Origin of the sequence: Pseudomonas sp. LAIL14HWK12:I1, from assembly GCF_003202095.1 — a bacterium.
Lineage (GTDB): Bacteria > Pseudomonadota > Gammaproteobacteria > Pseudomonadales > Pseudomonadaceae > Aquipseudomonas > Aquipseudomonas monteilii.
Window position 1 is genome coordinate 1 of the sequence record NZ_QJKG01000004.1, and the last position, 24,569, is coordinate 24,569.

The following is a 24,569-nucleotide window of genomic DNA, read 5'->3' on the forward strand; positions in this document are numbered from 1 at the left end:
GAGGCTTGACCATATAACACCCAAGCAATTTGCGCGTAAGCCGAATTGTGGTGGTGAAGACGAAAGACCCGAAAGTTCGCAACATCACAAATATCGCATATCCGAATTGGCCACGAGTGTTCACGGACATTCTGGCAACAGAATTTCTTGACGACCATAGAGCATTGGAACCACCTGATCCCATCCCGAACTCAGTAGTGAAACGATGCATCGCCGATGGTAGTGTGGGGTTTCCCCATGTGAGAGTAGGTCATCGTCAAGATTCATTTCGCAAAACCCCTATCTGCGCATGCAGGTAGGGGTTTTGTCTTTTCCGGCCAGGAAAAGGTTTGTCTCCAAGCGTGCCACGGTCCGTGCCACGCCCCGTGATATGGTTCCGCATCTGAACCAACTGCCTTCCAGGGAATGCTCAATGGCTATTACCACGCTCCATCCAGGTTTCATGATCGTCCACGGCAACCGCCTCGATGACCTACGCAGCCTGGTGGTGAGCTGGATGCGCCGTTACCCCTTGGCACCTTTGGAAAACGAAATCGCCCTTGTCCAAAGCAATGGTATCGCCCAATGGCTCAAACTGGCCCTGGCTGAAGACCCGCTGGAAAATGACCTGGGTGGCTGCGGCATCGCTGCCGCAATCGATGTGCAACTGCCTGGCAGCTTCATGTGGCAGCTGTACCGCAGCGTGCTGGGCCACGACGAAATTCCCGAAGTATCCCTGCTCGACAAGGCCCCACTGACCTGGCGCCTGATGCGCCTGCTGCCAGCCCTGATAGAGCGCCCGCATTTCGAGCCGCTGCAGCGCTTCCTCAATGACGACAGCGACCTGCGCAAGCGCTACCAGCTCGCCGAGCGACTGGCCGACCTGTTCGACCAGTACCAGGTCTACCGCGCCGACTGGCTCAAGGACTGGGCTGCTGGCAATCACATCCTCAATACTGCCCGTGGTGAGCGCAAAGGCCTGCCGCCGGGCAACCGCTGGCAAGCCGAGTTGTGGCGAGCCTTGTTGGAGGATGTCGGTGAGCAGGGCATGGCGCAAAGCCGCGCCGGGGTACATCAGCGCTTCACCGAGCGCATCAACAATCTGGAACAGGCACCTGCGGGGCTGCCCCCGCGGGTGATCGTGTTCGGCATTTCCTCGTTGCCTGCGCAGGCCCTGGAGGCACTGGCAGGCCTGGCGCGCTTTAGCCAGGTATTGCTGTGCGTGCACAACCCCTGCCGCCACCACTGGGCGGACATCGTTGCTGACAAGGACCTGTTGCGCCATCAGTACAGGCGCCAGCAACGCAAACAGGGCATGCCCCTGCAACTGGACGACCAGTCGCTGCACCAGCATGCTCATCCGTTGTTGGCCGCTTGGGGCAAACAGGGCCGCGACTACATCAACCTGCTCGACAGCTATGACGATCCGGGCAGCTACCAGGGTGCGTTCAGCGATGGGCGCATCGACCTGTTCAGCGACGGCTCGCCTACCACGTTGCTCAACCAGTTGCAGGACGACATTCTTGAACTACGCCCGCTCGCCGAAACCCGCGAGCTGTGGCCGCCAGTCGATCCAGGCAAAGACCGCTCGATCCGCTTCCACATTGCACACAGCCCGCAACGCGAAGTGGAGATTCTCCATGACCAGCTGCTGGCCCGCTTCAGCGCCGACCCTACGTTGCGCCCGCGTGACGTAATCGTCATGCTGCCAGCCATCGACACTTACGCGCCGCATATTCGCGCCGTGTTCGGCCAGTTGCAGCGCAGTGACCCGCGCTACATCCCCTTCACTCTCACCGACCAAGGCCAGCGCGGGCGTGAGCCTTTACTGATTGCCCTTGAACACCTGCTCAAACTGCCGGATAGCCGCTTCGCGGTCAGCGAAGTGTTCGACCTGCTGGACGTCCCGGCAGTCCGTGCCCGCTTCGGTATTCGCGAAAACGACTTGCCTACGCTGCACCGCTGGATCGAGGGCGCCGGTATTCGTTGGGGCCTCAACGCCGAGCAGCGGGCCAGCCTGGGTTTGCCCGCCGGGCTTGAACAGAACAGTTGGCGCTTCGGCCTGCGACGCATGCTGCTGGGCTATGCCGTAGGTGTGGGAGAGGCCTGCGATGGCATCGAGCCCTACGATGAAATCGGAGGCCTGGACGCAGCACTGATCGGTCCGCTGGTCGCACTGCTCGATGCACTCGACGTCGCTTGTCAGGCGTTTTCCGAGCCTGCCACTGTCAGTGAGTGGGGGGAGCGCCTGCACGCCTTGCTGCAGGTATTCTTCCTCGCCGAGGATGAGCACGACGAGTTCCTGCTGATGCAGCTACAGGACCTGCGCGATGGCTGGCTTGAAGTGTGCGAGGCTGTTGGGCTGAATGACCCGTTGCCGCTGACCGTGGTGCGTGAGGCCTGGCTGTCAGGCCTCGACCAGGGCAAGCTGTCGCAACGCTTCCTCGCCGGTTCGGTTAATTTCTGCACCCTCATGCCCATGCGCGCCATCCCGTTCCGCGTAGTCTGCCTGCTGGGCATGAACGATGGCGACTACCCGCGCGCCCAGCAACCACTGGACTTCGACCTGATGGCCAGCGATTACCGCCCCGGTGACCGCTCACGCCGCGAAGACGACCGTTACCTGCTGCTCGAAGCGCTGCTGTCGGCACGTGACCAACTGTATGTCAGCTGGGTCGGGCGCAGTATCCGCGATAACAGCGAGCGCCCGGCCTCGGTACTGATCGGCCAGTTGCGCGATCACATCGCTGCGGGCTGGCAGTTGAACGGCGCCGAGCAAGGGCAACCCGTGGAGCCGGGCGAGCAACTGCTGCATGCACTGACCCTGGAACACCCACTGCAGCCGTTCAGCCCCCGCTATTTCCAGAAGGGTAGCCCGCTGTTCAGTTTTGCCCACGAATGGCAGGTGCTGCACCAGCAAGGCGAAGAGCAAGAGCAGGGCGACCCTGGCTTGCCACCTTATTTCGACGATGAAGCCCTGAGCCTGACCCAGCTGAATGACTTCCTGCGCCACCCGGTACGGCACTTCTTCAGCCAGCGTTTGAAGGTGTACTTCGAAGCACTGGAGGCGCCGACCCCGGACGAAGAACCCTTTGTCCTCGATACCCTGCAACGCTACGGCGCCAGTGAGAGCCTGCTCGGCGCCGCCCTGGCCGAGCCGGGCAACGCCGAACAGGCCTTGCAGGCCCAGGCGCGGCGCCTGCAAGCCTGCGGTTTGTTGCCACTGGCCGGCTTCGGCGAGCTACTGCAGAACGAGCTGATCGAGCCGCTACCCGACCTGCTGCAACGTCACCAGCAGTTGCTGCAACGCTGGCCACAGCTGGTCGAGGGCGCTTTGCCGGTGCATTTCGAGCACGGCCAGCACCGCCTCGAAGGCTGGCTGGGCCGTGTGTTCCAGGCGGATGACCAGAGCCTGCTCAGCATCACCACCGTACCCAACACCATCAGTGCCGGGCGCAACAACCTCAAGTGGCACCGCCTGATTGCCCCTTGGGTCACGCACTTGGCCGCCTGTGCGGCAGGCTACCCCTATAACAGTGCACTGGTAGCCAGTGACCTGACCCTGTTGCTTGCACCGCTGCCGCCCGAGCAGGCCAGGCAACTGTTGGGCGATTTGCTCGTGGCCCGTCAGGCAGGGATGAATGCGCCTCTGCCCGTTGCAGCCAAAACCGCGTTTGCATGGTTGGCCCAGGACGATGCCGACAAGGCCTTGGCCGCCGCAGCCCGCGCCTACGAAGGCGACGAGCGCACCAGCTTTGGCGAGCGGGGTGAAAGCATTGCCCTGGCTCGCCAGTTCCGTGACTTTGCCGCACTCACTGCTGACGAAACCTTCGAAGGCTGGTGCGAAACCTTGTACCGCCCGTTGTTCACCGCCCCTTGGCAGACCTTGGGCAATCCGGAGAAAGGCGTATGACCCAGGCCCGTCCCTTGGCACTGAGTTTCCCCCTGCACGGCAGCCAGCTGATCGAGGCCAGCGCCGGCACGGGCAAGACCTTCACCATTTCGGCGCTGTACCTGCGCCTGATCCTCGGCCACGGTGGCGAACAGGGCTTTGACCGCGAGCTGCTACCACCGCAAATCCTCGTGGTGACCTTCACCGACGCTGCCACCAAAGAGCTGCGCGAGCGCATTCGTGCCCGCCTGGCTGAGGCTGCACGGTTTTTCCGTGGTGAACTGGAAGCCGCCGACCCGTTGTTGCATCAACTGCGTGACGATTATCCACAAGAGGCCTGGCCGCGGTGTGCCGGCCGCCTGGAAATCGCTGTGCAGTGGATGGACGAAGCGGCGGTATCGACCATCCATGGCTGGTGCCAGCGCATGCTCCGCGAGCATGCCTTCGACAGTGGCAGCCTGTTCACCCAGACCCTGGAAACCGACCACAGCGAGCTGCTGGGCCAGGTGATGCGCGATTACTGGCGGCGTTTCTGCTACGGCATGCACGGTGATGCGCTGGCCTGGGTCCGCAGCAACTGGGGGAGCCCCGATGCCTTGCTGCCGCGCATCCGCCCGCTGTTTGGCCGCATACGCGCTCAGCACGACGGGCCAGAGCCCTCCGCGTTGATCCAGGCGTCACTGCAGCAACGTGACCAACAGCTGGCTCGGCTAAAGGCGCCGTGGGCGCAGTGGGCCGAAGAGCTGCGCCAAATCTGCCGCGATGCACTGGCCGCCAAGCAGGTCGACGGCCGCAAGATGCAGGCCCGTTACTTCGAACCTTGGTTCGACAAACTTTGCGCCTGGGCTGCCGATGAGCATCTGGTGGAGCTCGACCTGGGTACCGGCTTCACCCGACTCACCCCTGCGGGCATGGCTGAAGCCTGGAAGGGCGAACCGCCCGACCACCCGGCCCTCGACGCCATGCAGACGTTGCAACAGCAATTGCAGGCCTTGGACAACCCAGATGCGCCGTTGCTTGAGCATGCTGCCGGCTGGGTATCGGCGCGATTCGAAGTGGAGAAGCGCCGCCGAGCGGAAATGGGCTTCGACGACATGCTCCTGCGCCTGCAGCACGCCCTGGCCAGCGAGGCCGGTGAGCGCCTGGCCAGCCTGATTCGCGAACAGTTTCCGGTTGCGCTGATCGACGAATTCCAGGACACCGACCCGGTGCAGTACGGTATTTTCGAGCGCATTTACCAGATCAGCGAAAACCGTGCACAAACCGGCCTGTTCATGATCGGTGACCCCAAGCAGGCAATTTACGCCTTCCGGGGTGCCGACATTTACACCTACCTTGCTGCGCGGCGCGCCACCAGCGGCCGCCTGCACAGCCTGGACACCAACTACCGCTCCAGCAAAGCCATGGTTGCGGCGGTCAACCAGGTGTTCCTGCAGGCCGAGGCGCGTGAAATGGGGCGGGGTGCATTCCTGTTCCGCGAGGCCGATGACAACCCGTTGCCGTTCATCGAGGTGCATGCCAAGGGCCGTGGCGAACAGCTGCTGATTGGCGGTGAAGCCAGCGCAGCCCTGCAATGCTGGCAGCTGGAAAGCGAAGAGCCGGTTTCCAGCAGCGTTTACCGCCAGCAACTGGCCGCCAGCTGCGCCAGCCATATCGTCGCCTTGCTCAACGGTGGCCAGCAGGGCACGGCGGGCTTCCAGAATGCCGAGGGCGAATTGCGCCCCTGCCTGCCTTCGGACATCGCCATCCTGGTGCGTGATGGCCATGAAGCGCAGATGGTCCGCGCCGAGCTGGCCAAGCGTGATGTGCGCAGCGTGTACCTGTCCGACAAGGACTCGGTGTTCGCCGCCCAGGAAGCCCACGACCTGCTGGCCTGGCTCAAGGCCTGCGCCGAGCCAGACTCGGAACGCCTGCTCAAGGCCGCACTGGCCAGCCTCACACTGGGCCTGTCGCTGGCCGAACTGGACCGGCTGAACCAGGACGAGCGGGTCTGGGAAGGCTGGGTCATGCGTTTTCGCCTTTACCGCGACACCTGGCAGCGCCAAGGGGTGCTACCGATGTTGCGCCACCTGCTGCATGACTTCCATCTGCCGCGCACGCTGATTCGCCGCAGTGATGGCGAGCGGGTGCTGACCAACCTGCTGCACTTGGCCGAGCTGTTGCAACAGGCCGCAGGCGAGCTGGACGGTGAGCAGGCGTTGATCCGCCACCTGGCCGAGCACCTGGCCAGTTCCGGGCAGGCCGGTGAAGAACAGATCCTGCGCCTGGAGAGCGACGAACAGCTGGTCAAGGTGGTAACGATCCACAAGTCCAAGGGCCTGGAATATCCCCTGGTCTATCTGCCGTTCATCTGCACCAGCAAACCCGTCGACGGCACCCGACTGCCGTTGGCCTGGCATGACAGCGACGGTAATGCCCACCTCACACTCACGCCGAACCAGGAGCAGATCGAGCGCGCCGATGACGAGCGCCTGGCCGAAGACCTGCGCCTGCTCTACGTAGCCCTGACCCGGGCACAGTATGCTTGCTGGCTGGGTGTTGCCGACCTCAAGCGTGGCAACCAGAAGCGTTCGCAGCTGCACCGCTCGGCATTTGGCTACCTGCTGGGGGGCGGCATTGCTCTGGCCGAATCGACGCAGTTGACGGGCTGGTTGCAGGCGCTGGCGGCGACGTGCCCGCACATCACCTGCCCGGGTCTGCCGCAGGCGGATGAGCAGGTGTATCGCATGCCCCATGCCGAGCGTGAGCTGCTGCCTGCACGCAAGCCTCGCCGCGCAGCAGCCGAGCATTGGTGGATCGCGTCGTACAGCGCCCTGCGCGTCGGCGACCAGACCCTTGGCGCCGACAGCTCGCAGGCCCAGCAATTGCTGGATGACGAGGTGCTCGATGCCCAGGTGTTGCGCGAGGTCCCGCCCGACAGCGGCGATATCCACCGCTTTCCACGGGGGCCGAACCCGGGCACCTTCCTCCATGGCCTGCTGGAATGGGCAGGGCGCGAGGGCTTCAGCCAGGTCACCGGCAACTCGCAGCTGATCGAGCGAACCGTTGGCCAGCGATGCAACCGCCGTGACTGGACCGGGTGGATTCCCACCCTCACCCAGTGGCTGCAACGCTTGTTGAACGAGCCGCTGCCGTTACCGGGCAACGACCTGCGTGTAACGCTCGGTCAGTTGCGCCATTACCAGATCGAAATGGAGTTCTGGTTCGCCAGCCATCAGGTCGACGCCGAACAACTCGACCGCCTGGTCGCTCGCTACACCCACCCTGGGTTGGCACGCCCGGCAGCGCAGCCAACCGTGCTCAACGGCATGTTCAAAGGCTTCATCGACCTGGCGTTCGAGCTGGACGGGCGGTATTACGTGACCGACTACAAGTCCAACTGGCTGGGCCCCGACATCCAGGCCTACGACACAATGGCCATGGCAAAGTCCATCATCGAGCACCGCTACGACCTGCAGTACGTGCTGTACCTGCTGGCCCTGCACCGCCAGTTGCGCGCACGCCTGCCGGATTACGATTACGACCGCCATGTCGGTGGCGCCCTGTTCATCTTCCTGCGAGGCGCCAGCAGCAGCGGCCACGGCGTGTACCACGCCAAGCCACCGCGTGAGCTGATTGAACGCCTGGATGCGCTGTTCCGTGGCGAGCGCGCGCCCGCACAGCAGGACCTGTTAGCCGGAGTCGCGCCATGAGCCGAAGCCTACTCGACCTTTTGCCCACCCCACTGCACGCCGAGCACCTGTTGGCGCTGGCACCTCAGCATGACAGCGGTGACCTGCTGCAACTGCTCGACCGCTGGGTAGAGCGGGGCTGGCTGCGTGCCCTGGACCGTGCATTCGTGTCGTTCCTTGAAGAGCGCTCCCCTGGCAGTGACCCCTTGCTGTTGCTGGCGGCAGCGTTGGCCAGCCACCAACTGGGCCATGGCCATGTGTGCCTCGATTTGCAGCAAACCCTGGCCGAGCCCGACTTTGCACTGTCGCTGCCACCGGAAGGCGACGCCTTGACTGGCCCTCTGCTGTTACCCTCGCAGCTGCTGGCCAACCTCGACTTGAATGCCTGGCGCCAGCGCATCGCCGCCAGCTCGCTGGTGGCACTCGGCGATAACCCAGGCCAGCAAGCGCGGCCGCTGGTGCTCAGCGGCGAGCGCCTGTACCTGCGCCGTTACTGGCGCTACGAGCGGCGCATCGACCATACCCTGCGCCAGCGCCTGACCCAGGCCGAAGCGCCGCTGACCGACCTGTCAGATCGCCTGGCGCAGCTGTTCGCGGGCGGGGCGCCAGCAGGCCAGGTGGACTGGCAGAAGCTTGCGTGTGCGCTGGCCACCCGTGCCGGTTTCAGCATCATCACGGGCGGCCCCGGCACGGGGAAAACCACGACCGTCGTGCGCCTGCTGGCCCTGCTGCAGGGGCCGGCGGTAGAGTTGGGCAGGCCGCTGCGCATACGCCTGGCCGCGCCGACCGGCAAGGCTGCTGCGCGCCTGACCGAGTCCATTGGCCAGCAAGTCGAGCGGCTGCAAGTCAGCGCCGAGGTCCGCGGGCAAATTCCCACTGACGTCAGCACCGTACACCGGCTGCTCGGCAGCCGCCCAGGCTCGCGGCACTTCCGCCACCATGCTGGCAACCCGTTGCCGCTGGACGTGCTGGTGGTCGACGAGGCGTCGATGATCGACCTGGAAATGATGGCCAACCTGCTCGATGCCTTGCCGCCACGGGCACGCCTGGTGTTGCTGGGGGACAAGGACCAGTTGGCCTCTGTCGAGGCCGGTGCGGTGCTGGGGGATTTGTGCCGGGATGCCGAAGAGGGCTGTTACTCGCCGGCAACCACTGCGTGGCTGGAACAGGTCAGCGGCGAGTCGCTGGCCGGCAGCGGGCTCAAGGCCGGCGATGAGCAGCGCAACCCGCTGGCCCAACAGGTGGTAATGCTGCGCTTTTCACGACGCTTCGGCGAAGGCAGCGGCATTGGTCAACTGGCCAGGCTGGTCAATCGCCAGGACGCTTACGCGGCACGCAACCTGCTGGCCACGCCACCGGAGGATGTGCACAGCCTGGCGCTCAAGCACGAGCAGGACCGTGCTTTTGACCGCCTGCTGCTCGACGGCCTGAACCGTGGTGCCGAAGGCCCGCAAGGCTATCGCAGCTACCTGCGCACCCTTGGCCGCTACAGGCCGGCACTCGAAACCGCATTTGACGACCCGGCATGGGAGCAGTGGGCGGGCAAGGTGCTGCACAGCTTCGAGGACTTCCAGTTGCTCTGCGCGGTGCGTCGCGGCGCCTGGGGTGTCGAAGGCCTCAACGAGCGGGTGGCGCGGGTGCTGCACAATGCCGGGCTGATCGACAGCCAGCAGCCCTGGTACGAAGGGCGCCCGGTGTTGGTGACCCGCAACGACTACGGCCTGGGCCTGATGAACGGTGACATCGGCATCGCCCTGCGCCTGCCGGATGAGCAAGGCGAGCCGCTGCTGCGCGTGGCTTTCCCGCGTAACGATGGCAGTGGCGGGGTGCGCTTCGTCTTGCCGAGCCGGCTTAACGAAGTGGAAACGGTGTTCGCCATGACCGTGCACAAGTCCCAAGGCTCGGAGTTCAGCCACACCGCACTGGTGTTGCCGGATGCGCTCAACCCGGTGCTGACCAAGGAGCTGGTGTATACCGGCATCACCCGCGCCAAGCACTGCTTCAGCCTGGTCGAGCCACGCCAGGGCATTTTCGAAGAGGCGGTGGCGCGCAAGGTACGGCGTATTTCCGGGTTGATGCTGGAGCAGGTCTAGGGGCATACAACCCGATGCACCTGGCCGCTCTTCCATACAAGGAAGCGGCCATGTGCTATCGTTGCGCCGATACCGGAAAGGAACATAAGAGATTTCCCACATGAATGTGGCCGGGAGGCGAGCGCCAAACTGTGCACTTTCGCTGTTGCTGGCCGCCCTGTTCATTTCCATGGGCGCCGCCCGGGCAGATACCGCCACAACCACCGCCCAGGCCCAGCAACGCGCCAAGGCCGTGACCCAGGTCGTACTGGGTATCTTCAGCTATGCCCGCTGGCCGGTCGAACCCTCCCCCTTACGCCTGTGCCTGGTCGGCCCCACCGAGTATGCCGATGACCTGATCAAAGGCCATGTACAGGAGTCCGGCCGCCCGCTGCAGGTGCGGCGGCTGCTGGCAGAGGATACCCAGGTCGCCCAGGCCTGCGATGCCATCTACATTGGCAAGCTTGACCAAGGCCAGCGCGACAAACTGTTCGAGCGCATCAGCGGCCACCCGGTTCTGAGCATCAGCGAAGCGAACGACCCCTGCACGGTCGGCAGCCTGTTCTGCCTGCGGGTCAGCGACCAGCAGGTGGCCTTTGAAGTCAACCTGGATTCGGTGGCGCGTTCCGGCGTGCGCATCCACCCCAGCGTGCTGCAATTGTCGCGGCGCCGGGCGGTGCAGCCATGAAGCCGACCCGCAAGCAGGGCTTACGCCCGACCCTGCGCTCGGTGCTGGGCCGTGGCCACCTCAGCGTTGCCTTGCTCGCTGTAGGTCTGGCCGGTATTTCGCTTACGCTGCTGGGTGTGCTCGCCCTGCGCGTCTATGCCAACCACAACCTGCACCTGATTGCCCGCTCGATCAACTACACCGTAGAGGCGGCGGTGGTGTTCGATGACAGTGCTGCAGCCAACGAATCACTGGCGCTGATCGCCAGTAACGAGGAGGTGGCCGAGGCCAAGGTCTTCAACAACGAAGGCGAGCTGCTGGCGCACTGGCAACGCGGCGATACGGGCATGCTCGGCAAGCTCGAAGTGCAGGTGGCCACGGCCTTGCTGGATGAGCCGGTCAACCTGCCGATCCTGCACCAGCAGCAAAAAGTCGGGCACACTGAACTGGTCGGCCAGGGCCGTAGCCTGCTGCTGTTCCTGCTCAGCGGTCTGGCCGGAATCCTGTTCTGCACGATACTCAGCGCTTTGGCTGCCCAGTATCTGTCGCGGCGCCTGCTCAGCAATATCACCCGCCCGCTGCGCGGCCTGGCCAGTGTCGCCCACGCCGCCCGCCGCGAGCGCAGCTTCGACCGGCGCGTGCCGGAGGCGCCGATTGCCGAGCTCAACGAGCTGGGCAACGACTTCAATGCCCTGCTGGACGAACTGGAGGTGTGGCACAGCCACCTGCAGAGCGAAAACCAGACCTTGGCTCACCAGGCTAGCCACGACAGCCTGACCGGCCTGCCCAACCGCGCCTTCTTCGAAGGGCGCCTGAACCGCAGCGTGCGCAATGCCGCGCGGCAGCGGGACCACCTGGCGCTTTTGTTCCTCGACAGCGACCACTTCAAGCAGATCAACGACACCCTTGGCCATGCCGTGGGCGACGAAGTGCTGATCAGCGTGGCCGACCGCGTGCGTGCCCAGCTGCGCGAGCACGACCTGGTGGCACGCCTGGGCGGTGACGAGTTCGCGGTGTTGCTGACACCTTTGCAGTCGCGCAAGGACGCCGAGCAGATTGCCGAGAAGATCGTGGCCAGCATGAAGCTGCCGGTGCAGCTGGACAGCGGCCGCAGCATTGCCACCTCACTGAGTGTCGGTATTGCCTATTACCCGGATGACGGCGCTGACCCCGCCAGTCTTCTCAATGCCGCCGATGCGGCGATGTACGAGGCCAAGCGTAAACGCCGTGGCCATTGGCAAGTGGCGCAGACGGAACGGTCCGCCAGTGAAATCAAGAACAGGAGTTGAACCCGTGATGCACGCTTTACGTTTCCCCCTTTGGGCCTTGTTGCTCGCCATGCTGGCGCTGACCGGTTGCCAGAGCGCACCCCCCAAGGGCCTTACCCCTGAACAGATTGCCGTACTCAAGCGCGAAGGCTTTACCCCCACCGATGAAGGCTGGGCCTACGACCTGTCCGGTAAAGTGCTGTTCGGCAGCGACCTGGACAGCCTCAACGGCCAGAGCCAGGCGATTGTCGAGCGCATTGGCAAGGCGCTGCTGGGTGTTGGCATCCAGGGCGTGCGGGTAGACGGGCATGCCGATTCGTCGGGCAAGGCGGCGTATAACCAGCAACTGTCCGAGCGCCGTGCCCAAAGCGTGGCCAAAGCGCTGGTCGGGGTGGGCATGCAGGCCCAGAACATACAGCGCCGTGGCCTGGGCAGCACCCAGCCAGTGGCAGACAACCGCACCAGCGCCGGGCGTACCGAAAACCGGCGTGTATCCATAGTGGTGGCGTCTTACTGACTGGTTATATCAGGGCGCAGAGCGCCCTGATCATTCCTGAGCAAAACTCATCTCCCGCGTTTCGCCCATCAACAACGGCGCGTTCGCCTCGGTCACCCCCCGGATGTAATCCCACAGCAGGGTAATCCGCTTCAACTTCCTCAAATCCTCCCGGCAATACATCCAGAACTGCCGCGTCACCTCGATCTCATCCGGCAACACCGTCACCAATCTCGGGTCCTGTGCTGCCAGGAAACACGGCAATATCGCCAACCCACGCCCCTGCAACGCCGCGGTGTACTGTGCAATCACACTGGTACTGCGTAGGTGCGCACTGGCACCGGGGATCAGGTTGGCCAGGTACAAAAGCTCCGAACTGAACGCCAGATCATCCACGTAACTGATAAAGGGATGTTTGGCCAAGTCCGCCACCTGACGAATCGGCGCGTGGCTGTCCAGGTAATCCTGGGTCGCATACAGCCGCAAGCGGTAATCGCACAGCTTGCAGCACACATAAGGCCCATGCTCTGGCCGCTCCAGCGCGATGACAATATCCGCCTCACGTTTGGACAGGCTGATGAAGTGCGGCAGCGGCAGAATATCCACCGAAATCGCCGGGTAGGCATCAACGAAGTGGCTCAGCTGAGGGGTAATGAAGAAGCTGCCGAAGCCCTCCGTGCAACCCATGCGCACATGCCCCGACAACGCCACGCCCGACCCGGACACCTGCTCGCAGGCCATGTGCAGCGTGCTTTCGATCGACTCGGCATAGCCCAGCAGGCGCTGGCCTTCGGCGGTCAGCACAAAACCGTTGGTCCGCGACTTTTCGAACAGCAACGTACCCAAGGCCCCCTCCAGCGAGCTGATGCGCCGTGACACCGTGGTGTAGTCCACGCTCAGCCGTTTGGCGGCACTGCTGGCCTTGCGGGTGCGAGCCACTTCAAGGAAAAACTTCAGGTCGTCCCAGTTGAGGGCGCTCAGGGATGTGAGGTCTTTTTGCATGATGATCCGGTTTTTTTGTGCGTTCTTGTTGGATGTTTGCACATCTATACTCGAAACAAGCCTCAGGACGCCACCTTGCGTTTGCTTGGCGCTGGCGATCTCGTCCCGACAATAATTCCAAGGAGAACGCAGATGAACGCACCGCAATCCCCGAACCCCACCAAGGTCGAGCAGGTCAAGCTGCTGATCGACGGCCAATGGGTCGAGTCGAAAACTACTGAATGGCGCGACATCGTCAACCCTGCCACCCAGGAAGTACTGGCGCGCGTGCCGTTCGCCACCGTCGAAGAAGTCGACGCTGCCGTGGCTGCTGCCCATCGCGCTTTCCAGACCTGGCGCGACACCCCGATTGGCGCACGCATGCGCATCATGCTCAAGCTGCAGGCGCTGATTCGCGAACACACCAAACGCATTGCCCAGGTGCTCAGCGCAGAGCAGGGCAAAACCTTGGCTGATGCCGAAGGCGATATCTTCCGTGGGCTGGAAGTGGTCGAGCACGCGGCGTCCATTGGCACCCTGCAGATGGGCGAATTCGCCGAGAACGTCGCAGGCGGTGTCGATACCTACACCCTGCGCCAGCCGATTGGTGTATGCGCCGGTATCACCCCGTTCAACTTCCCGGCGATGATCCCGCTGTGGATGTTCCCCATGGCCATCGTCTGCGGCAACACGTTCGTGCTCAAGCCGTCCGAACAGGACCCTCTCTCGACCATGCTGCTGGTCGAGCTGGCGCTGGAAGCCGGCGTACCGGCCGGTGTGCTTAACGTGGTGCACGGTGGCAAGCAAGTGGTGGATGCCATTTGCACCCATCAAGACATCAAAGCTATTTCCTTCGTTGGCTCTACCGAAGTCGGCACCCACGTGTACAACCTGGGCAGCCAGCACGGCAAGCGCGTGCAGTCGATGATGGGCGCCAAGAACCACGCCGTTGTGCTGCCCGATGCCAACCGCACGCAAACCATCAACGCCCTGGTCGGTGCTGCTTTCGGCGCGGCGGGCCAGCGCTGCATGGCCACCTCGGTGGCGGTGCTGGTGGGCAAGGCCCGTGAATGGCTGCCGGATATCAAGGAAGCGGCCAGCAAGCTCAAGGTCAATGCCGGCTGTGAGCCTGGTACCGATGTAGGCCCGGTAGTTTCCAAACGCGCCAAGGAGCGTGTGCTGGGTCTGATCGAAAGCGGCATCAAGGAAGGCGCCAAGCTGGAACTCGACGGCCGTGACGTCAAGGTACCGGGCTACGAGCAAGGCAACTTCGTCGGCCCAACCCTGTTCTCGGGCGTGAAGACCGACATGCAGGTGTACACCCAGGAAATCTTCGGCCCGGTGCTGGTGACCCTGGAGGTCGATACACTTGATGAGGCCATCGCCCTGGTCAACGCCAACCCGTTCGGCAACGGCACTGGCCTGTTCACCCAAAGCGGCGCGGCCGCGCGCAAGTTCCAGAGCGAAATCGACATCGGCCAGGTCGGCATCAACATCCCGATCCCGGTACCGGTACCGTTCTTCAGCTTCACCGGTTCGCGTGGCTCCAAGCTCGGTGACCTCGGCCCGTACGGCAAGCAGGTGGTGCAGTTCTACACTCAGACCAAGACCGTCACCGCCCGCTGGTTCGATGACGACAGTGTCAATGACGGTGTGAACACCACCATCAGCCTGCGCTAAGGAGACGTCATGCGTATTGCATTCATTGGCCTCGGCAACATGGGCGCGCCCATGGCCCGCAACCTGATCAAGGCCGGGCACCAGCTGAACCTGTTCGACCTGAACAAAACCGTGCTGGCCGAGTTGGCAGAACTGGGCGGGCAGATCAGCCCGTCGCCCAAGGACGCGGCGGCCAACAGCGAGCTGGTTATCACCATGCTGCCGGCGGCGGCCCATGTGCGCAGCGTGTACCTGAACGACGACGGCGTGTTGGCCGGCATTCGCCCCGGCACACCAACCGTGGACTGCAGCACCATCGACCCGCAGACCGCCCGCGATGTGTCCAAGGCCGCAGCGGCCAAGGGTGTGGACATGGGCGATGCGCCGGTGTCCGGTGGCACCGGCGGCGCGGCAGCAGGCACCCTGACCTTCATGGTGGGCGCCAGCGCCGAGCTGTTCGCCAGCCTCAAGCCGGTGCTGGAGCAGATGGGCCGCAACATTGTGCACTGCGGTGAAGTCGGCACCGGGCAGATCGCCAAGATCTGCAACAACCTGCTGCTGGGCATCTCCATGATCGGCGTGTCCGAGGCCATGGCCCTGGGTAACGCGCTGGGCATCGACACCAAGGTGCTGGCCGGCATCATCAACAGCTCGACCGGGCGTTGCTGGAGTTCGGACACCTACAACCCGTGGCCGGGCATCATCGAAACGGCGCCTGCGTCGCGCGGTTATACCGGAGGCTTTGGCGCCGAACTGATGCTCAAGGACCTGGGGCTGGCCACCGAAGCGGCACGCCAGGCACACCAGCCGGTGATCCTCGGGGCCGTGGCCCAGCAGCTGTATCAGGCCATGAGCCTGCGCGGCGAAGGGGGCAAGGACTTCTCGGCCATCGTCGAGGGGTATCGCAAGAAGGATTGACGAGCGAGGTGGACTTCATCGCGGGCCAGGTGGCCTTCCCTCTGTAACTGCGCACCAGAGGGAAGGGCACCTGCCCCGCGATTTTTTTATCAGGCGAAAACGAAGTACTTGCGTACAGTCTCGACCACTTCCCAGGTGCCTTTCATCCCCGGTTCGATGACGAACACATCCCCGGCTTTCAGATGCTTCGGCTCTTCGCCTTCCGGGGTGATGATGCAGTAGCCATCGAGGAAGTGGCAGAACTCCCACTTCTCGTAGTTGACCTCGAACTTGCCCGGGGTGCAGATCCAGGTGCCCATGATCTTGCTGCCGTCGGCCGACAGGTAGGCATTGAGGTTGACAGTGTGCGGATCGCCGCCGATGCGCTTCCACTTGGTGGCGTCCACGACCGGCGTCGGGCAGGTTTCGCGCAGGACGGTGATTAAATCGGACATGGCACAACTCCTGGTGACTGGCTGAATGACTCGTCACCATAGGGCCATCGGCCGGGCCGCAGTTGCCTGGGCTCGACGTCCAGCTGTCTGGTCGCGCTATGCCAGGTGGTTTACCTCGACGGTGATGTGCGCCAGTTCTTCATGCACACTCAAGGCCTGGCGCACGCTGTCGGCGCTGAGGGCACTTGAGGTGGCCAAACCAAGAATGCAGGCGTATTGGGCCTTGCCCACCCGCCATACATGCAGGTCGGTGATGCTGGCCGGCACGGGCAGCTGCGCCACCACTTCGCGGATTTCTTCCACCACCGGCGCGTCCATCTCCGCATCCAGCAGCACCCGCCCGGTATCGCGCAGCAGGCCGCGGGCCCACAGCGCCACCAGCAGCGCACCCACTAGGCCCATGACCGGATCGAGCCAGCTGGCGCCCCAGAACTTGCCGGCCAGCAAGGCCACGATGGCCAGTACCGAAGTGGCGGCATCGGCCATCACGTGCAGGTAGGCCGAGCGCAGGTTCAGGTCGTGGTGGTGATGGCCGTGGTCATGGTGATGGTCGTGCCCATGATGATCATGATGATCATGATGGTGATGGTCATCGCGCAGTAGCCAGGCACAAATCAGGTTGACGGCAAGGCCTACCACGGCGATGAAGATGGCCTCGTCATAATGGATGGGTCCCGGTGCCAGTAGCCGCTCCACCGACTGGAACACCATCAGCCCGGCCACGCCCAGCAACAGCAGCGCGCTGGAATAACCACCGAGAATCTCGATTTTCCAGGTACCGAAGGCAAAGCGTCGATCAGCGGCATAGCGCCGTGCGGCGGCGTAGGCCAGTAGCGACAGGCCAAGGGCCAGAGCGTGAGAGCTCATGTGCCAGCCGTCGGCCAGCAGTGCCATGGAGTTGAAGAACCAGCCACCGGCAATCTCCGCCACCATCATCACGGCGGTCAGCCACACCGCCAGGCGGGTCTTGCGCTCGGCGCCCAGGTTGCTGGTGTGGAACTGATGGCTGTGCTGCCAACGGTCTGAGGTTTGTGTCGCCATGGTTTATCATGCTCCCGGACGATCGAGAAATATACTATACCCCAGTATACCTAGCATGGTGTGGAATCCAATGGCACATACCCTGAAGAGCAAGAAGCAACTGCTGGCCCGGGTGCGCAAGATCAAGGGCCAGGCGGCCGCGCTTGAGACGGCGCTGGAGCAGGACAAGGACTGCCTGGCGATCCTGCAGCAGATCGCCGCCGTGCGCGGCGCGGTGAACGGGCTGATGGCCGAAGTGATGGAAGGGCATATCCGCGAACATCTGGTGGCGGACGGGCTTAGCGCCGAGGAGCGGCAGGATGAGGCGGACAAGGTGGCGGCGTTGTTGCGGTCTTACCTCAAGTAATCTCGCGGGAGCGGAACCCGCTCCCACATGGATGGTGCAGGCGATTGGAAATTGGGTTGGGCAGTTGATCTATACCTCCCAGGGGTATGTGGCTACGCCCACCAATACCGCACAAAGTGGAAGAACACCGGCGCCGCAAAGCACACCGAGTCCATACGGTCGAGCATGCCGCCATGGCCTTCGATCATGTGTCCCCAGTCCTTCACCCCACGGTCGCGCTTGATCGCCGACATCACCAGCCCGCCGAAGAAGCCCATGGTGTTCACGGTCAGGGCCATCAGTGCGGCCTGCCAGAAGGTGAACGGGGTGATCCAGCACAGCAGGGCGCCTATCAAGGTGGCCAGTGCCACGCCGCCGGCCAGGCCTTCGACGGTTTTGGACGGCGATAGGGTGGGTGCCACCTTGTGTTTGCCGAACAGCTTGCCGCATACGTACTGCAGCACGTCGCTGATCTGCACCACCAGGATCAGCCAGGCGATCAGCAGCAGGTTGCGCCCCTCGTAGCCCGGGATGTCCAGCGTCATCAAGGCCGGCACCGATGACACGCAGTACACCGCGATCATCAACCCCCACTGTACCTTTGATGCACGCTCAAGGAAGCGTGTGGTATCGCCGCCAAAGCTGGCCAATATCGGCAGCAGCAGGAACAGGTACACCGGGATGAAGATGCTGAACAGGCCGTACCAGTCCATGGCGATGAGCACGTACTGCACCGGCAGCGCCACATAGAACGCCGCCACCAACGCCGGGTAGTCGCTGCGCCGGGTCGGGGTAAGGGTCATGAACTCGCGCAGGGCGTAGAACGACACGCCGTAGAACAGCACGATCACACCGTACTTGCCGAACAGGAAAGCGATGCCGATGACCAGCACCATCGCCCACCAGGCGTTGATGCGAGCGTTGAGGTTGTCGATTACCGCGTGTGGCGCTGGGCCTGCGCGCCACTTGAGCAGGCGGCCGATCACGCTGGCGAGCAGCAGCAGGGCGCCGATACCGCCGAACAGGGAAAGGGTGTTGTCGTCCATGTCAGGCATCCTTCGGGGCCAGGTTCAGCAGGGCTCGGCTGGCCCGCTCTAGAAAGGCCTGCTTGCTTTCATCAGCGTGCAGGTGCAACGGTTCGCCAAAGCTCAGTGTGCAAAGTAGGGGCAGCGGAAGGGCGCGGCCCTTGGGCATCACCCGGTTGAGGTTGGCGATCCAGACCGGTACCAGTTCGACGTCGGGGTTGGTTGCCGCCAGGTGGTACAAGCCGCTTCTGAACGGCATTAGCGGTTCATCACCCAGGTTGCGCGTGCCCTCCGGGAAGAAGATCAGCGAGTCACCCTGCGCCATGGCTTCGAGGATCGGTTGCAGCGGGCTGCCCTGGCCTTCACTGCGTTGCCGATCAATCAGCACGCCGTTGAACACCTTGCGAATGAGAAAGTCGCGAATGCCCGGTTTGGCCCAGTAGTCCGCGCCCGCCACCGGGCGGGTACGCTTGCGCAGAGGTTGCGGCAGTGAGGCCCACAGCAGCACGAAGTCACCGTGGCTGCTGTGGTTGGCGAAGTACAGGCGCTGTACCGGCAGCGGCGTACAACCCAGCCAAAGGGCGCGGGCACCCGTGATCAGGCGGGCGGCGGAGGTGATGACATAGGCGGTCAGGTTGGCGAGCATGAGGCGTTCGTTATCCCTTCAAAGGCAGTGTCAGCAGGGTAGCCAAGGCTAGCGAGAGCTGCAGGCCCAGGCATACGGCCTGACGGCGCAACAGGCCTAGTGCGGCCTGGCTGCGGGCAGGCCAGGCGCGGCCGTCGGTGGCCTGTGGTTTGAGTTTCAGTTCGAACAGGGCGTGGTCCAGGGCCTGGGTGTCTGCCGCCAGGTCTACGCTATTGGCAAGGTGGGCAAACAGTTCGGCATCGATCGCCACGCGGATGGCCCAGTACTTGTGCAGCACGCCGAGCGCCAGCAGCACGCTGCACAGCACGCTGGCCAGCGGTGCCAGAGGGAGACCCAGCAAGGGGGCGAGGCCATAGGCCAGAGCCAGCAGGGTGAGGCCGTCAGACAGGTGCTCCAGCTGTTTGCCTCGGCCCAGCAGGCTGGCCACTACACGCAGGTTCATGGCTGTGCTTCCAGTTGCTGGAGAGCCTGGCGATGCGCGTTGCGCAGGACGATGCCGGGGCGTGCTTTACGGATAAGGGATTCTGCCTGCTGGGCGTCATCGCAACGGCCGGTCACCACCAGCCAGGCCGCCACGGCGCTGGCGCTGCGTGAATAACCCAAAGCGCAGCACACCAGCACGGGGCCTTGAGTGCGTAGGTGCTCGATAGCGCTGGTGGCTTGTTGTAGCAGGATGCTGTCGGGTGCTATCAGGTCAAGGGTGGGGAAATGCAGGTAATCCTGCGTTGCCAATACGGTGCACGGCAGCTCCGCACACAAATCGACAATCGCAGCAAATTGCCCCCCCTCACCACGTCCTGGAGTCCGCCCAAGGTACACGTCATCGCATACCTCATCCGCTTGCGGGTGGCCCTTCGTCCAAAGCCGCGAATTGAGCCACGCACCTGCCAGATAGGGTGCCAACAGCCACCGGCTCGCATTCGACAAGCGCCCGTCGGCACCCTTCTGAAAACCATCCGCCCCGAACACGGCATAGTTCATTGCCACTAGCCCCAGCGACACGCCCGGCCAACTTAACCACAGCCAGGTGCCGCCCAGCGCAACAGCTGGAAGCACACACAGCAGCGCGCCCACAGCATAACAACCGGCGACCTTCCAACGCTTGGCATCCCGTGCAAGGCGGGCCGCCTGGAAGGGCAGGTGCCCTTGATACGGCCACAGCCACAGGCAGGCAAACCCGGCCAGCGCCCCAGTGGGTACATCGATGAAATGATGCTGCCAGGTGGTCAGCACCGACACCCCGATCAGCGCCATCCAGCCATGCATCAGCCAACGCCAGGGCTGGCGTTGCAGATGCCGGGCAAACATCGTCCAGATGATCACCAGCAAAGCGATGTGCAGCGAAGGCGCCTGGTTGAAGGGTTTGTCGAAGCCCATCAATACATCGAACAGCCAGCCGAACAGCCCGTCCAGTTCCGGTCGCTCGAAGGTGAACCGCAGCGGCCACAGCAGGAAACAGCAGACGCTGATCACCTGCGCGCTGAGCAGCGCCAGCGCGTGGCGGTCCATTTCCTGGCGTGTGCGCGGCAGCAGGAAGGACAGCCCGTAGAGCAGGTCGATCGACCAGTACGGGATGATCGTCCAGGGCCACAGCGGCATGCCGTGCTCCCAGCTGAACACCAGGCTGCCGACATCACTGCGCCCGGCCGTGTAATGGTTCGCCAGCCCATAGCTGAGGAAGAACAACGGCCCCAGCAGCAGAAGCCAGAACACGCCCCGGCGGATCAGCCCAGGCTCGCGTGGCGGGCTCACTCAGCGTACCCGCTGTGCCAGGCTGACGCTGAAAATGCCCCATTGATCAATACGCTGGGCCAGCTTGCGGAAGCCCGCTGCCTCGACCAGCTGGTCCATCTCGGCCTGGCTGCGGCGGCGCATCACCCAAGCCTCGCCACCCCGATGGCTGGTGAGGGCGCGGGCAATCATCTCCAGTTGCGGGTGCCACGGCTGGCCGGTGTAGACCAGGTAGCCGCCATCCTCTACGGCGTCGGCCAGCCCGGCCAACGAGTTGCCCACCAGTTGGTTACTGGGGAAGAGTTCGTACAGCCCTGAAACCACTGCCAGCGTTGGGGGTTGCTCAAGTGTGGCCAGGCTCTGGCGATCGAAAGCATCGCCCTGGACGAAGCGGGCGATGTCGGCCAGGCCCTTTTCGCTGATTAGCGTGCTGCCTTGCTGAACGTTCAGTTCGCTGTAGTCGCGCAGCAGGATCGAATCCGGCAACCGCTCAAGGTCTTGCAGGGCTTCGAGGATGTAGCGGCCATGGCCGGCGGCAATATCGACAATGTGCACGGGCCGTTGTTGTTCACGCAGGTGGGCGATGGCCAGGCGCAGCAATTCCTCGACGTGCAGCTTGCGCTGGCGAATACCACGCCAGCCGATGGCGTCGAGGTAATTCTGGTCGATCAGGCGGCCCAGTTTGCCCTTGCCGGTCGGCTGGTTGCGGTACACGTAGTCGAGGGTGCTGCCCGAGTCGAAGCCGGTGTCAAAGCCCAGCTTCACGCCTTCGGACAGCCCCTTGCCCAACTGCAGGCCCGCGCGGGTGGCGCGCCAGTAAAGGTCGCGGGGCGAATTGCGTGGCAAGGGGGCGGCCAGGCTCTCGGCCTCGGCGCAGCTGGCGCCGGTCTTGTCGGCATCCAGCAATGACGGCTGTGCGGCGGGGCGGGTGAAGCAGTGTTCGACAAACCGTTCGATGCGCCTCAGCGCATGGGCCCGATCACGTTCCCCCAAGGTGTCGTGGAAGAACCCGGGCAGTAGGTGCATTTCCTTGCGGGCACTGCCCAACCGTTCGAAAAAGCGCTCCTGTGGCTGGCGCTCGACCACGAAGTCGGCCCCGGAGACCAGCAACTGGGTCGGTACCTGAATGGCCTGGGCGTCTGCCACTACCCGGTCGGCGGCTTCGTACAGGCCTAGCAGCATGGTCACCGAGATTGGCCGGCTGATCAGCGGGTCGGCCACGTACGACATCACCCGCTCCGGGTCATGGGTAAGCAGGCGCGGCTTGACGTAGCTGTTGACGAAGAAGTTGCCGCGCAAGGCCTTGAGCAGTTTCAGGCCGGGGCGGGCGAACGGCACGTACAGCTTGACCTTGAATGCCGGCGAGGCCAGCACCAGGCAGCGCACCTTGGGCGCGTAGTCGTGGGCCCAGGTGGCAATCAGCACGGCGCCGACGCTTTGCGCCAGCACCACCATGTCCTGCTCGGCGATACCGTGGTGGGTGTGGATATGTTCGATGAAGGTTTGCACGTCGCGCACGCTGGTGGCGAACCCCGGGCTGTCGCCGCGTGCACCTGGCGACTGGCCGTGGCCGCGCGCATCCCAGGCGAAGAAGTCATAGCCCGGCATGTCCAGTTCATCGGCCAGGTGGGCCATACGCCCGCCGTGTTCATGGCCACGGTGAAACATCACCACAGCCCGGCGTGGCTGGTGTTCGTTGCGGGTGGCAGGCCAATGACGGTAGTGCAGCTCGACACCGTCATGGGTGGAGAAATGCAGCGCTTGCGCTTGGCGCATGGTCAACGTCCTTTTGCGACGATTTTAGGCTCTGCGGGTTTCGGCCAGCCCCTGGCGAACCCGGTTGTAGAGGGTATAGAGCGAGAGCGCGAGGATGACCAGCAGCAAACCATTGATCCAGCTGTCGTTCAGCAGGCCAAAGGCGACGCCGGTGCCCAGCACGCCGAAGGCAAAGGCGCGGTCGCTTTTGCCCATGGGGCCGTCATAACGCCGCGAGGCGCCGGCCAGCGGGCCCATGACCCCGGCGTATTCGCTGAAGGTGGCGCACAGCACCACCAGTGTCACCAGCGTCGGTGACACCCCGGCCAGCAGGGCGAAGGGCAGGTACAGGGCGGCATCGGCGATCACGTCGCAGAGTTCGTTTAGGTAGGCGCCGAGGGTGGATTGCTGGCCGAACTCCCGGGCCAGCATGCCGTCGACGGCGTTCAGCGCCATGCGCAGCAACATCCACACTGGCACCAGGATGAACAACCAAGTGGCATGGGGCAGGGCGGCTAGCAGCAGGCCCAGCAGGATCGATACCACGGCGGCGGTGACGGTGACCTGGTTGGCGGTGACGCCCCGGTCATGCAGGCGCTGGACGGTTGGGCGCAGCAGAGCCTGGAAGCGCGGTTTGAGCTGGTAGATCGATGCCACTGGAAAGTCCTTTTTAGTGGTGCGATGTGCCGATTGTGTGCCGAGGATTTTGCTGGCTGCAAGTGAGTGGCTGAGAAATTGCTCACATCGGTTGAGGCCAGGGTTTTCAGCGCGCCCGGCGCACGCCATTATCGGCCCATGACTACCTTGCTCGCTTTCTACCAGAACATTGGCCCAGCGCTCTCGCTGCTGGTGGTGCTGACCTTCCTGCTGGCCGGCGCCGTCAAAGGGGTGATCGGCCTGGGTATGCCGACCATCGCCATGGGCCTGCTGGGACTGGCTATGTCACCGGCGCAGGCTGCTGCGCTGCTGATCGTGCCTTCGACCCTCACCAACCTTTGGCAACTGGCAAGTGGCGGGCACCTTCAGGCCTTGCTGGTGCGGCTAGGCCCGATGCTGGCACTCATCTTCATTGGCACCTTGCTGGGCAGCGCCTGGTTGGGCATCAACAGCGGCCCATGGGCCGTCCACGCACTGGGTGCGGCCTTGCTGGTGTATGCGGTGTACGGGCTGATTGGCCCAGGTTTGCAAGTGGCGGCGGCGCACGAGCGCTGGCTGGGGCCGGTTTGTGGGCTGGTGACGGGGGGCGTCACGGCGGCAACCGGGGTATTCGTGATACCGGCTGTGCCCTACCTGCAGAGCCTGGGCCTGAGCCGCGAGCAACTGATCCAGGCCCTGGGCCTGTCGTTCACGGTTTCGACCCTGGCGCTGGCCGTTGGCCTGGCCGGGCAGGATGCCTTGGGTGGCCAGGCGTTGGGGGCTTCGCTGCTGATGCTGGCGCCAGCTTTGCTCGGCATGCTGGTCGGCCAGTGGTTGCGTCAGCGCATCAGCGCGCTGGTGTTCAAACGTTGCTTTTTCATCGGCCTGGCGGCACTGGGCGGCCATTTGCTGATCAACGGCTAGCGCTTGAGGCGCTGAGCATGTCGACCCGCTGGATATCGAAATCGCGCTCTAGGTAATCCATGCGCTTTTCGAAGAACGCGGCCATGTGCGGCAGGGCCGAATGCACATCCAGCGCAGCCTGGTTGGCCCACACTTCGAAGAACACGAACAGGCTCGGGTCCTGCTGGTCACGCAGCATGTGGTACTCGATGCAGCCCGGCTCCTGGCGGCTTGGCTCGACGTAAGGCCGGAACAGGTTTTCGAAGGCGTCAGCCATTTCCGGGCGGGTCTTGGCTTTGAGGATGAAGGCGAACTGCTCGCTCATGGGGCGCTACTCGGTGATGGAAGGTGAACCGATTCTACGGCAATAATATGCTGCGCATTCGTGACTTCTGGTCAATTGTATTTTGCCCCGTTACCGCTGTATCCCAACCCCATGGGTCTCTAACCTGCCGGCATGAATTCTGACC

Annotated in this window: 20 protein-coding genes and 1 rRNA gene; 11 read left to right on the forward strand and 10 right to left on the reverse strand. The window is 63.7% G+C overall.

What is annotated here, in order from left to right:
• Positions 1 to 146 precede the first annotated feature (146 nt).
• From rrf to D906_RS11935, 7 genes are all read left to right on the forward strand, one after another.
• Positions 147 to 262 (forward strand): 5S ribosomal RNA (rrf, locus tag D906_RS11905).
• Positions 263 to 412: 150 nt separating this feature from the next.
• Positions 413 to 3,892, forward strand: a complete 3,480-nt coding sequence (gene recC, locus D906_RS11910) for an exodeoxyribonuclease V subunit gamma (RefSeq protein WP_027615355.1) — start codon at positions 413 to 415, stop codon at positions 3,890 to 3,892.
• Complete coding sequence (gene recB, locus D906_RS11915; protein ID WP_027615356.1) at positions 3,889 to 7,563, forward strand: exodeoxyribonuclease V subunit beta; 3,675 nt, start codon at positions 3,889 to 3,891, stop codon at positions 7,561 to 7,563. Before recC ends, recB begins: the two co-directional genes overlap by 4 nt.
• Positions 7,560 to 9,635, forward strand: a complete 2,076-nt coding sequence (gene recD / locus D906_RS11920; RefSeq protein WP_027615357.1) for an exodeoxyribonuclease V subunit alpha — start codon at positions 7,560 to 7,562, stop codon at positions 9,633 to 9,635. Before recB ends, recD begins: the two co-directional genes overlap by 4 nt.
• A gap of 100 nt (positions 9,636 to 9,735) precedes the next feature.
• Complete coding sequence (locus tag D906_RS11925) at positions 9,736 to 10,302, forward strand: YfiR family protein (protein WP_019097845.1); 567 nt, start codon at positions 9,736 to 9,738, stop codon at positions 10,300 to 10,302.
• Positions 10,299 to 11,570 carry a diguanylate cyclase domain-containing protein gene (locus D906_RS11930; protein WP_027615358.1) on the forward strand — a complete coding sequence of 424 codons (1,272 nt, stop codon included), beginning with the start codon at positions 10,299 to 10,301 and terminating at the stop codon, positions 11,568 to 11,570. The genes D906_RS11925 and D906_RS11930 overlap by 4 nt, the downstream gene beginning before the upstream one ends.
• Before the next feature lie 4 nt (positions 11,571 to 11,574).
• Positions 11,575 to 12,066 carry an OmpA family protein gene (locus tag D906_RS11935; protein ID WP_019099139.1) on the forward strand — a complete coding sequence of 164 codons (492 nt, stop codon included), beginning with the start codon at positions 11,575 to 11,577 and terminating at the stop codon, positions 12,064 to 12,066.
• Between the two features lie 30 nt (positions 12,067 to 12,096).
• Here the strand turns inward: D906_RS11935 and D906_RS11940 are convergent, their stop codons facing one another.
• On the reverse strand, positions 12,097 to 13,047 hold the full coding sequence (locus tag D906_RS11940) for a LysR family transcriptional regulator (RefSeq protein ID WP_025754015.1): 951 nt from the start codon (positions 13,045 to 13,047) through the stop codon (positions 12,097 to 12,099).
• A gap of 132 nt (positions 13,048 to 13,179) precedes the next feature.
• On the opposite strand from D906_RS11940, the gene D906_RS11945 reads away from it, so the two are divergent.
• Together D906_RS11945 and mmsB are read left to right on the forward strand one after the other, a co-directional pair.
• Complete coding sequence (locus tag D906_RS11945; protein WP_016713426.1) at positions 13,180 to 14,706, forward strand: CoA-acylating methylmalonate-semialdehyde dehydrogenase; 1,527 nt, start codon at positions 13,180 to 13,182, stop codon at positions 14,704 to 14,706.
• A 9-nt stretch (positions 14,707 to 14,715) separates the two neighbouring features.
• On the forward strand, positions 14,716 to 15,603 hold the full coding sequence (gene mmsB / locus D906_RS11950; RefSeq protein WP_027609099.1) for a 3-hydroxyisobutyrate dehydrogenase: 888 nt from the start codon (positions 14,716 to 14,718) through the stop codon (positions 15,601 to 15,603).
• An 89-nt stretch (positions 15,604 to 15,692) separates the two neighbouring features.
• Here the strand turns inward: mmsB and D906_RS11955 are convergent, their stop codons facing one another.
• The gene (locus D906_RS11955) at positions 15,693 to 16,037 is read right to left on the reverse strand and encodes a cupin domain-containing protein (protein WP_097156171.1); all 345 of its coding nucleotides are present in this window, start codon (positions 16,035 to 16,037) and stop codon (positions 15,693 to 15,695) included.
• Positions 16,038 to 16,133: 96 nt separating this feature from the next.
• A complete protein-coding gene (gene dmeF, locus D906_RS11960; protein ID WP_027615359.1) occupies positions 16,134 to 17,078 on the reverse strand; it encodes a CDF family Co(II)/Ni(II) efflux transporter DmeF in 945 nt (314 codons plus the stop codon).
• A 70-nt stretch (positions 17,079 to 17,148) separates the two neighbouring features.
• Here dmeF and D906_RS11965 point away from each other — a divergent pair, with 70 nt between their 5' ends.
• On the forward strand, positions 17,149 to 17,424 hold the full coding sequence (locus D906_RS11965; protein ID WP_019098795.1) for a metal/formaldehyde-sensitive transcriptional repressor: 276 nt from the start codon (positions 17,149 to 17,151) through the stop codon (positions 17,422 to 17,424).
• A 92-nt stretch (positions 17,425 to 17,516) separates the two neighbouring features.
• Here D906_RS11965 and D906_RS11970 read toward each other — a convergent pair whose 3' ends face one another.
• The 6 genes from D906_RS11970 to D906_RS11995 are packed head-to-tail and all read right to left on the reverse strand — an operon-like array spanning position 17,517 to position 23,217.
• Positions 17,517 to 18,449 carry a phosphatidate cytidylyltransferase gene (locus D906_RS11970; protein WP_027615360.1) on the reverse strand — a complete coding sequence of 311 codons (933 nt, stop codon included), beginning with the start codon at positions 18,447 to 18,449 and terminating at the stop codon, positions 17,517 to 17,519.
• A 1-nt stretch (position 18,450) separates the two neighbouring features.
• Positions 18,451 to 19,074: a lysophospholipid acyltransferase family protein gene (locus tag D906_RS11975; RefSeq protein WP_027615361.1), complete on the reverse strand. Its 624-nt coding sequence runs from the start codon at positions 19,072 to 19,074 to the stop codon at positions 18,451 to 18,453.
• Between the two features lie 10 nt (positions 19,075 to 19,084).
• Entirely contained in the window at positions 19,085 to 19,516 is a 432-nt protein-coding gene (locus D906_RS11980) for a hypothetical protein (protein ID WP_019098798.1), read from the reverse strand.
• Complete coding sequence (locus D906_RS11985) at positions 19,513 to 20,826, reverse strand: phosphatase PAP2/dual specificity phosphatase family protein (RefSeq protein ID WP_027615362.1); 1,314 nt, start codon at positions 20,824 to 20,826, stop codon at positions 19,513 to 19,515. The genes D906_RS11980 and D906_RS11985 overlap by 4 nt, the downstream gene beginning before the upstream one ends.
• Positions 20,827 to 22,581, reverse strand: a complete 1,755-nt coding sequence (locus tag D906_RS11990) for a bifunctional alpha/beta hydrolase/class I SAM-dependent methyltransferase (RefSeq protein WP_027615363.1) — start codon at positions 22,579 to 22,581, stop codon at positions 20,827 to 20,829. It abuts the gene before it with no gap.
• Between the two features lie 24 nt (positions 22,582 to 22,605).
• Positions 22,606 to 23,217 carry a CDP-alcohol phosphatidyltransferase family protein gene (locus tag D906_RS11995; protein WP_019098801.1) on the reverse strand — a complete coding sequence of 204 codons (612 nt, stop codon included), beginning with the start codon at positions 23,215 to 23,217 and terminating at the stop codon, positions 22,606 to 22,608.
• Between the two features lie 138 nt (positions 23,218 to 23,355).
• Between D906_RS11995 and D906_RS12000 the strand changes: the two genes are divergently transcribed.
• Positions 23,356 to 24,120: a sulfite exporter TauE/SafE family protein gene (locus tag D906_RS12000; RefSeq protein ID WP_027609103.1), complete on the forward strand. Its 765-nt coding sequence runs from the start codon at positions 23,356 to 23,358 to the stop codon at positions 24,118 to 24,120.
• Here the strand turns inward: D906_RS12000 and D906_RS12005 are convergent.
• Positions 24,110 to 24,424, reverse strand: a complete 315-nt coding sequence (locus D906_RS12005) for a putative quinol monooxygenase (RefSeq protein ID WP_019098803.1) — start codon at positions 24,422 to 24,424, stop codon at positions 24,110 to 24,112. The two genes, D906_RS12000 and D906_RS12005, sit on opposite strands and share 11 nt — an antisense overlap.
• Between the last annotated feature and the right edge of the window lie 145 nt (positions 24,425 to 24,569).

Excerpts from the sequence above, each read along its gene's own strand:
- recC (WP_027615355.1), top strand. The coding sequence starts at position 413 with ATGGCTATTACCACGCTCCATCCAGGTTTCATGATCGTCCACGGCAAC.
- recB (WP_027615356.1), top strand. The coding sequence starts at position 3,889 with ATGACCCAGGCCCGTCCCTTGGCACTGAGTTTCCCCCTGCACGGCAGC.
- recD (WP_027615357.1), top strand. The coding sequence starts at position 7,560 with ATGAGCCGAAGCCTACTCGACCTTTTGCCCACCCCACTGCACGCCGAG.
- D906_RS11925 (WP_019097845.1), top strand. The coding sequence starts at position 9,736 with ATGAATGTGGCCGGGAGGCGAGCGCCAAACTGTGCACTTTCGCTGTTG.
- D906_RS11930 (WP_027615358.1), top strand. The coding sequence starts at position 10,299 with ATGAAGCCGACCCGCAAGCAGGGCTTACGCCCGACCCTGCGCTCGGTG.
- D906_RS11940 (WP_025754015.1), bottom strand. The coding sequence starts at position 13,047 with ATGCAAAAAGACCTCACATCCCTGAGCGCCCTCAACTGGGACGACCTG.
- D906_RS11945 (WP_016713426.1), top strand. The coding sequence starts at position 13,180 with ATGAACGCACCGCAATCCCCGAACCCCACCAAGGTCGAGCAGGTCAAG.
- mmsB (WP_027609099.1), top strand. The coding sequence starts at position 14,716 with ATGCGTATTGCATTCATTGGCCTCGGCAACATGGGCGCGCCCATGGCC.
- D906_RS11955 (WP_097156171.1), bottom strand. The coding sequence starts at position 16,037 with ATGTCCGATTTAATCACCGTCCTGCGCGAAACCTGCCCGACGCCGGTC.
- dmeF (WP_027615359.1), bottom strand. The coding sequence starts at position 17,078 with ATGGCGACACAAACCTCAGACCGTTGGCAGCACAGCCATCAGTTCCAC.
- D906_RS11965 (WP_019098795.1), top strand. The coding sequence starts at position 17,149 with ATGGCACATACCCTGAAGAGCAAGAAGCAACTGCTGGCCCGGGTGCGC.
- D906_RS11970 (WP_027615360.1), bottom strand. The coding sequence starts at position 18,449 with ATGGACGACAACACCCTTTCCCTGTTCGGCGGTATCGGCGCCCTGCTG.
- D906_RS11975 (WP_027615361.1), bottom strand. The coding sequence starts at position 19,074 with ATGCTCGCCAACCTGACCGCCTATGTCATCACCTCCGCCGCCCGCCTG.
- D906_RS11980 (WP_019098798.1), bottom strand. The coding sequence starts at position 19,516 with ATGAACCTGCGTGTAGTGGCCAGCCTGCTGGGCCGAGGCAAACAGCTG.
- D906_RS11990 (WP_027615363.1), bottom strand. The coding sequence starts at position 22,581 with ATGCGCCAAGCGCAAGCGCTGCATTTCTCCACCCATGACGGTGTCGAG.
- D906_RS12000 (WP_027609103.1), top strand. The coding sequence starts at position 23,356 with ATGACTACCTTGCTCGCTTTCTACCAGAACATTGGCCCAGCGCTCTCG.
- D906_RS12005 (WP_019098803.1), bottom strand. The coding sequence starts at position 24,424 with ATGAGCGAGCAGTTCGCCTTCATCCTCAAAGCCAAGACCCGCCCGGAA.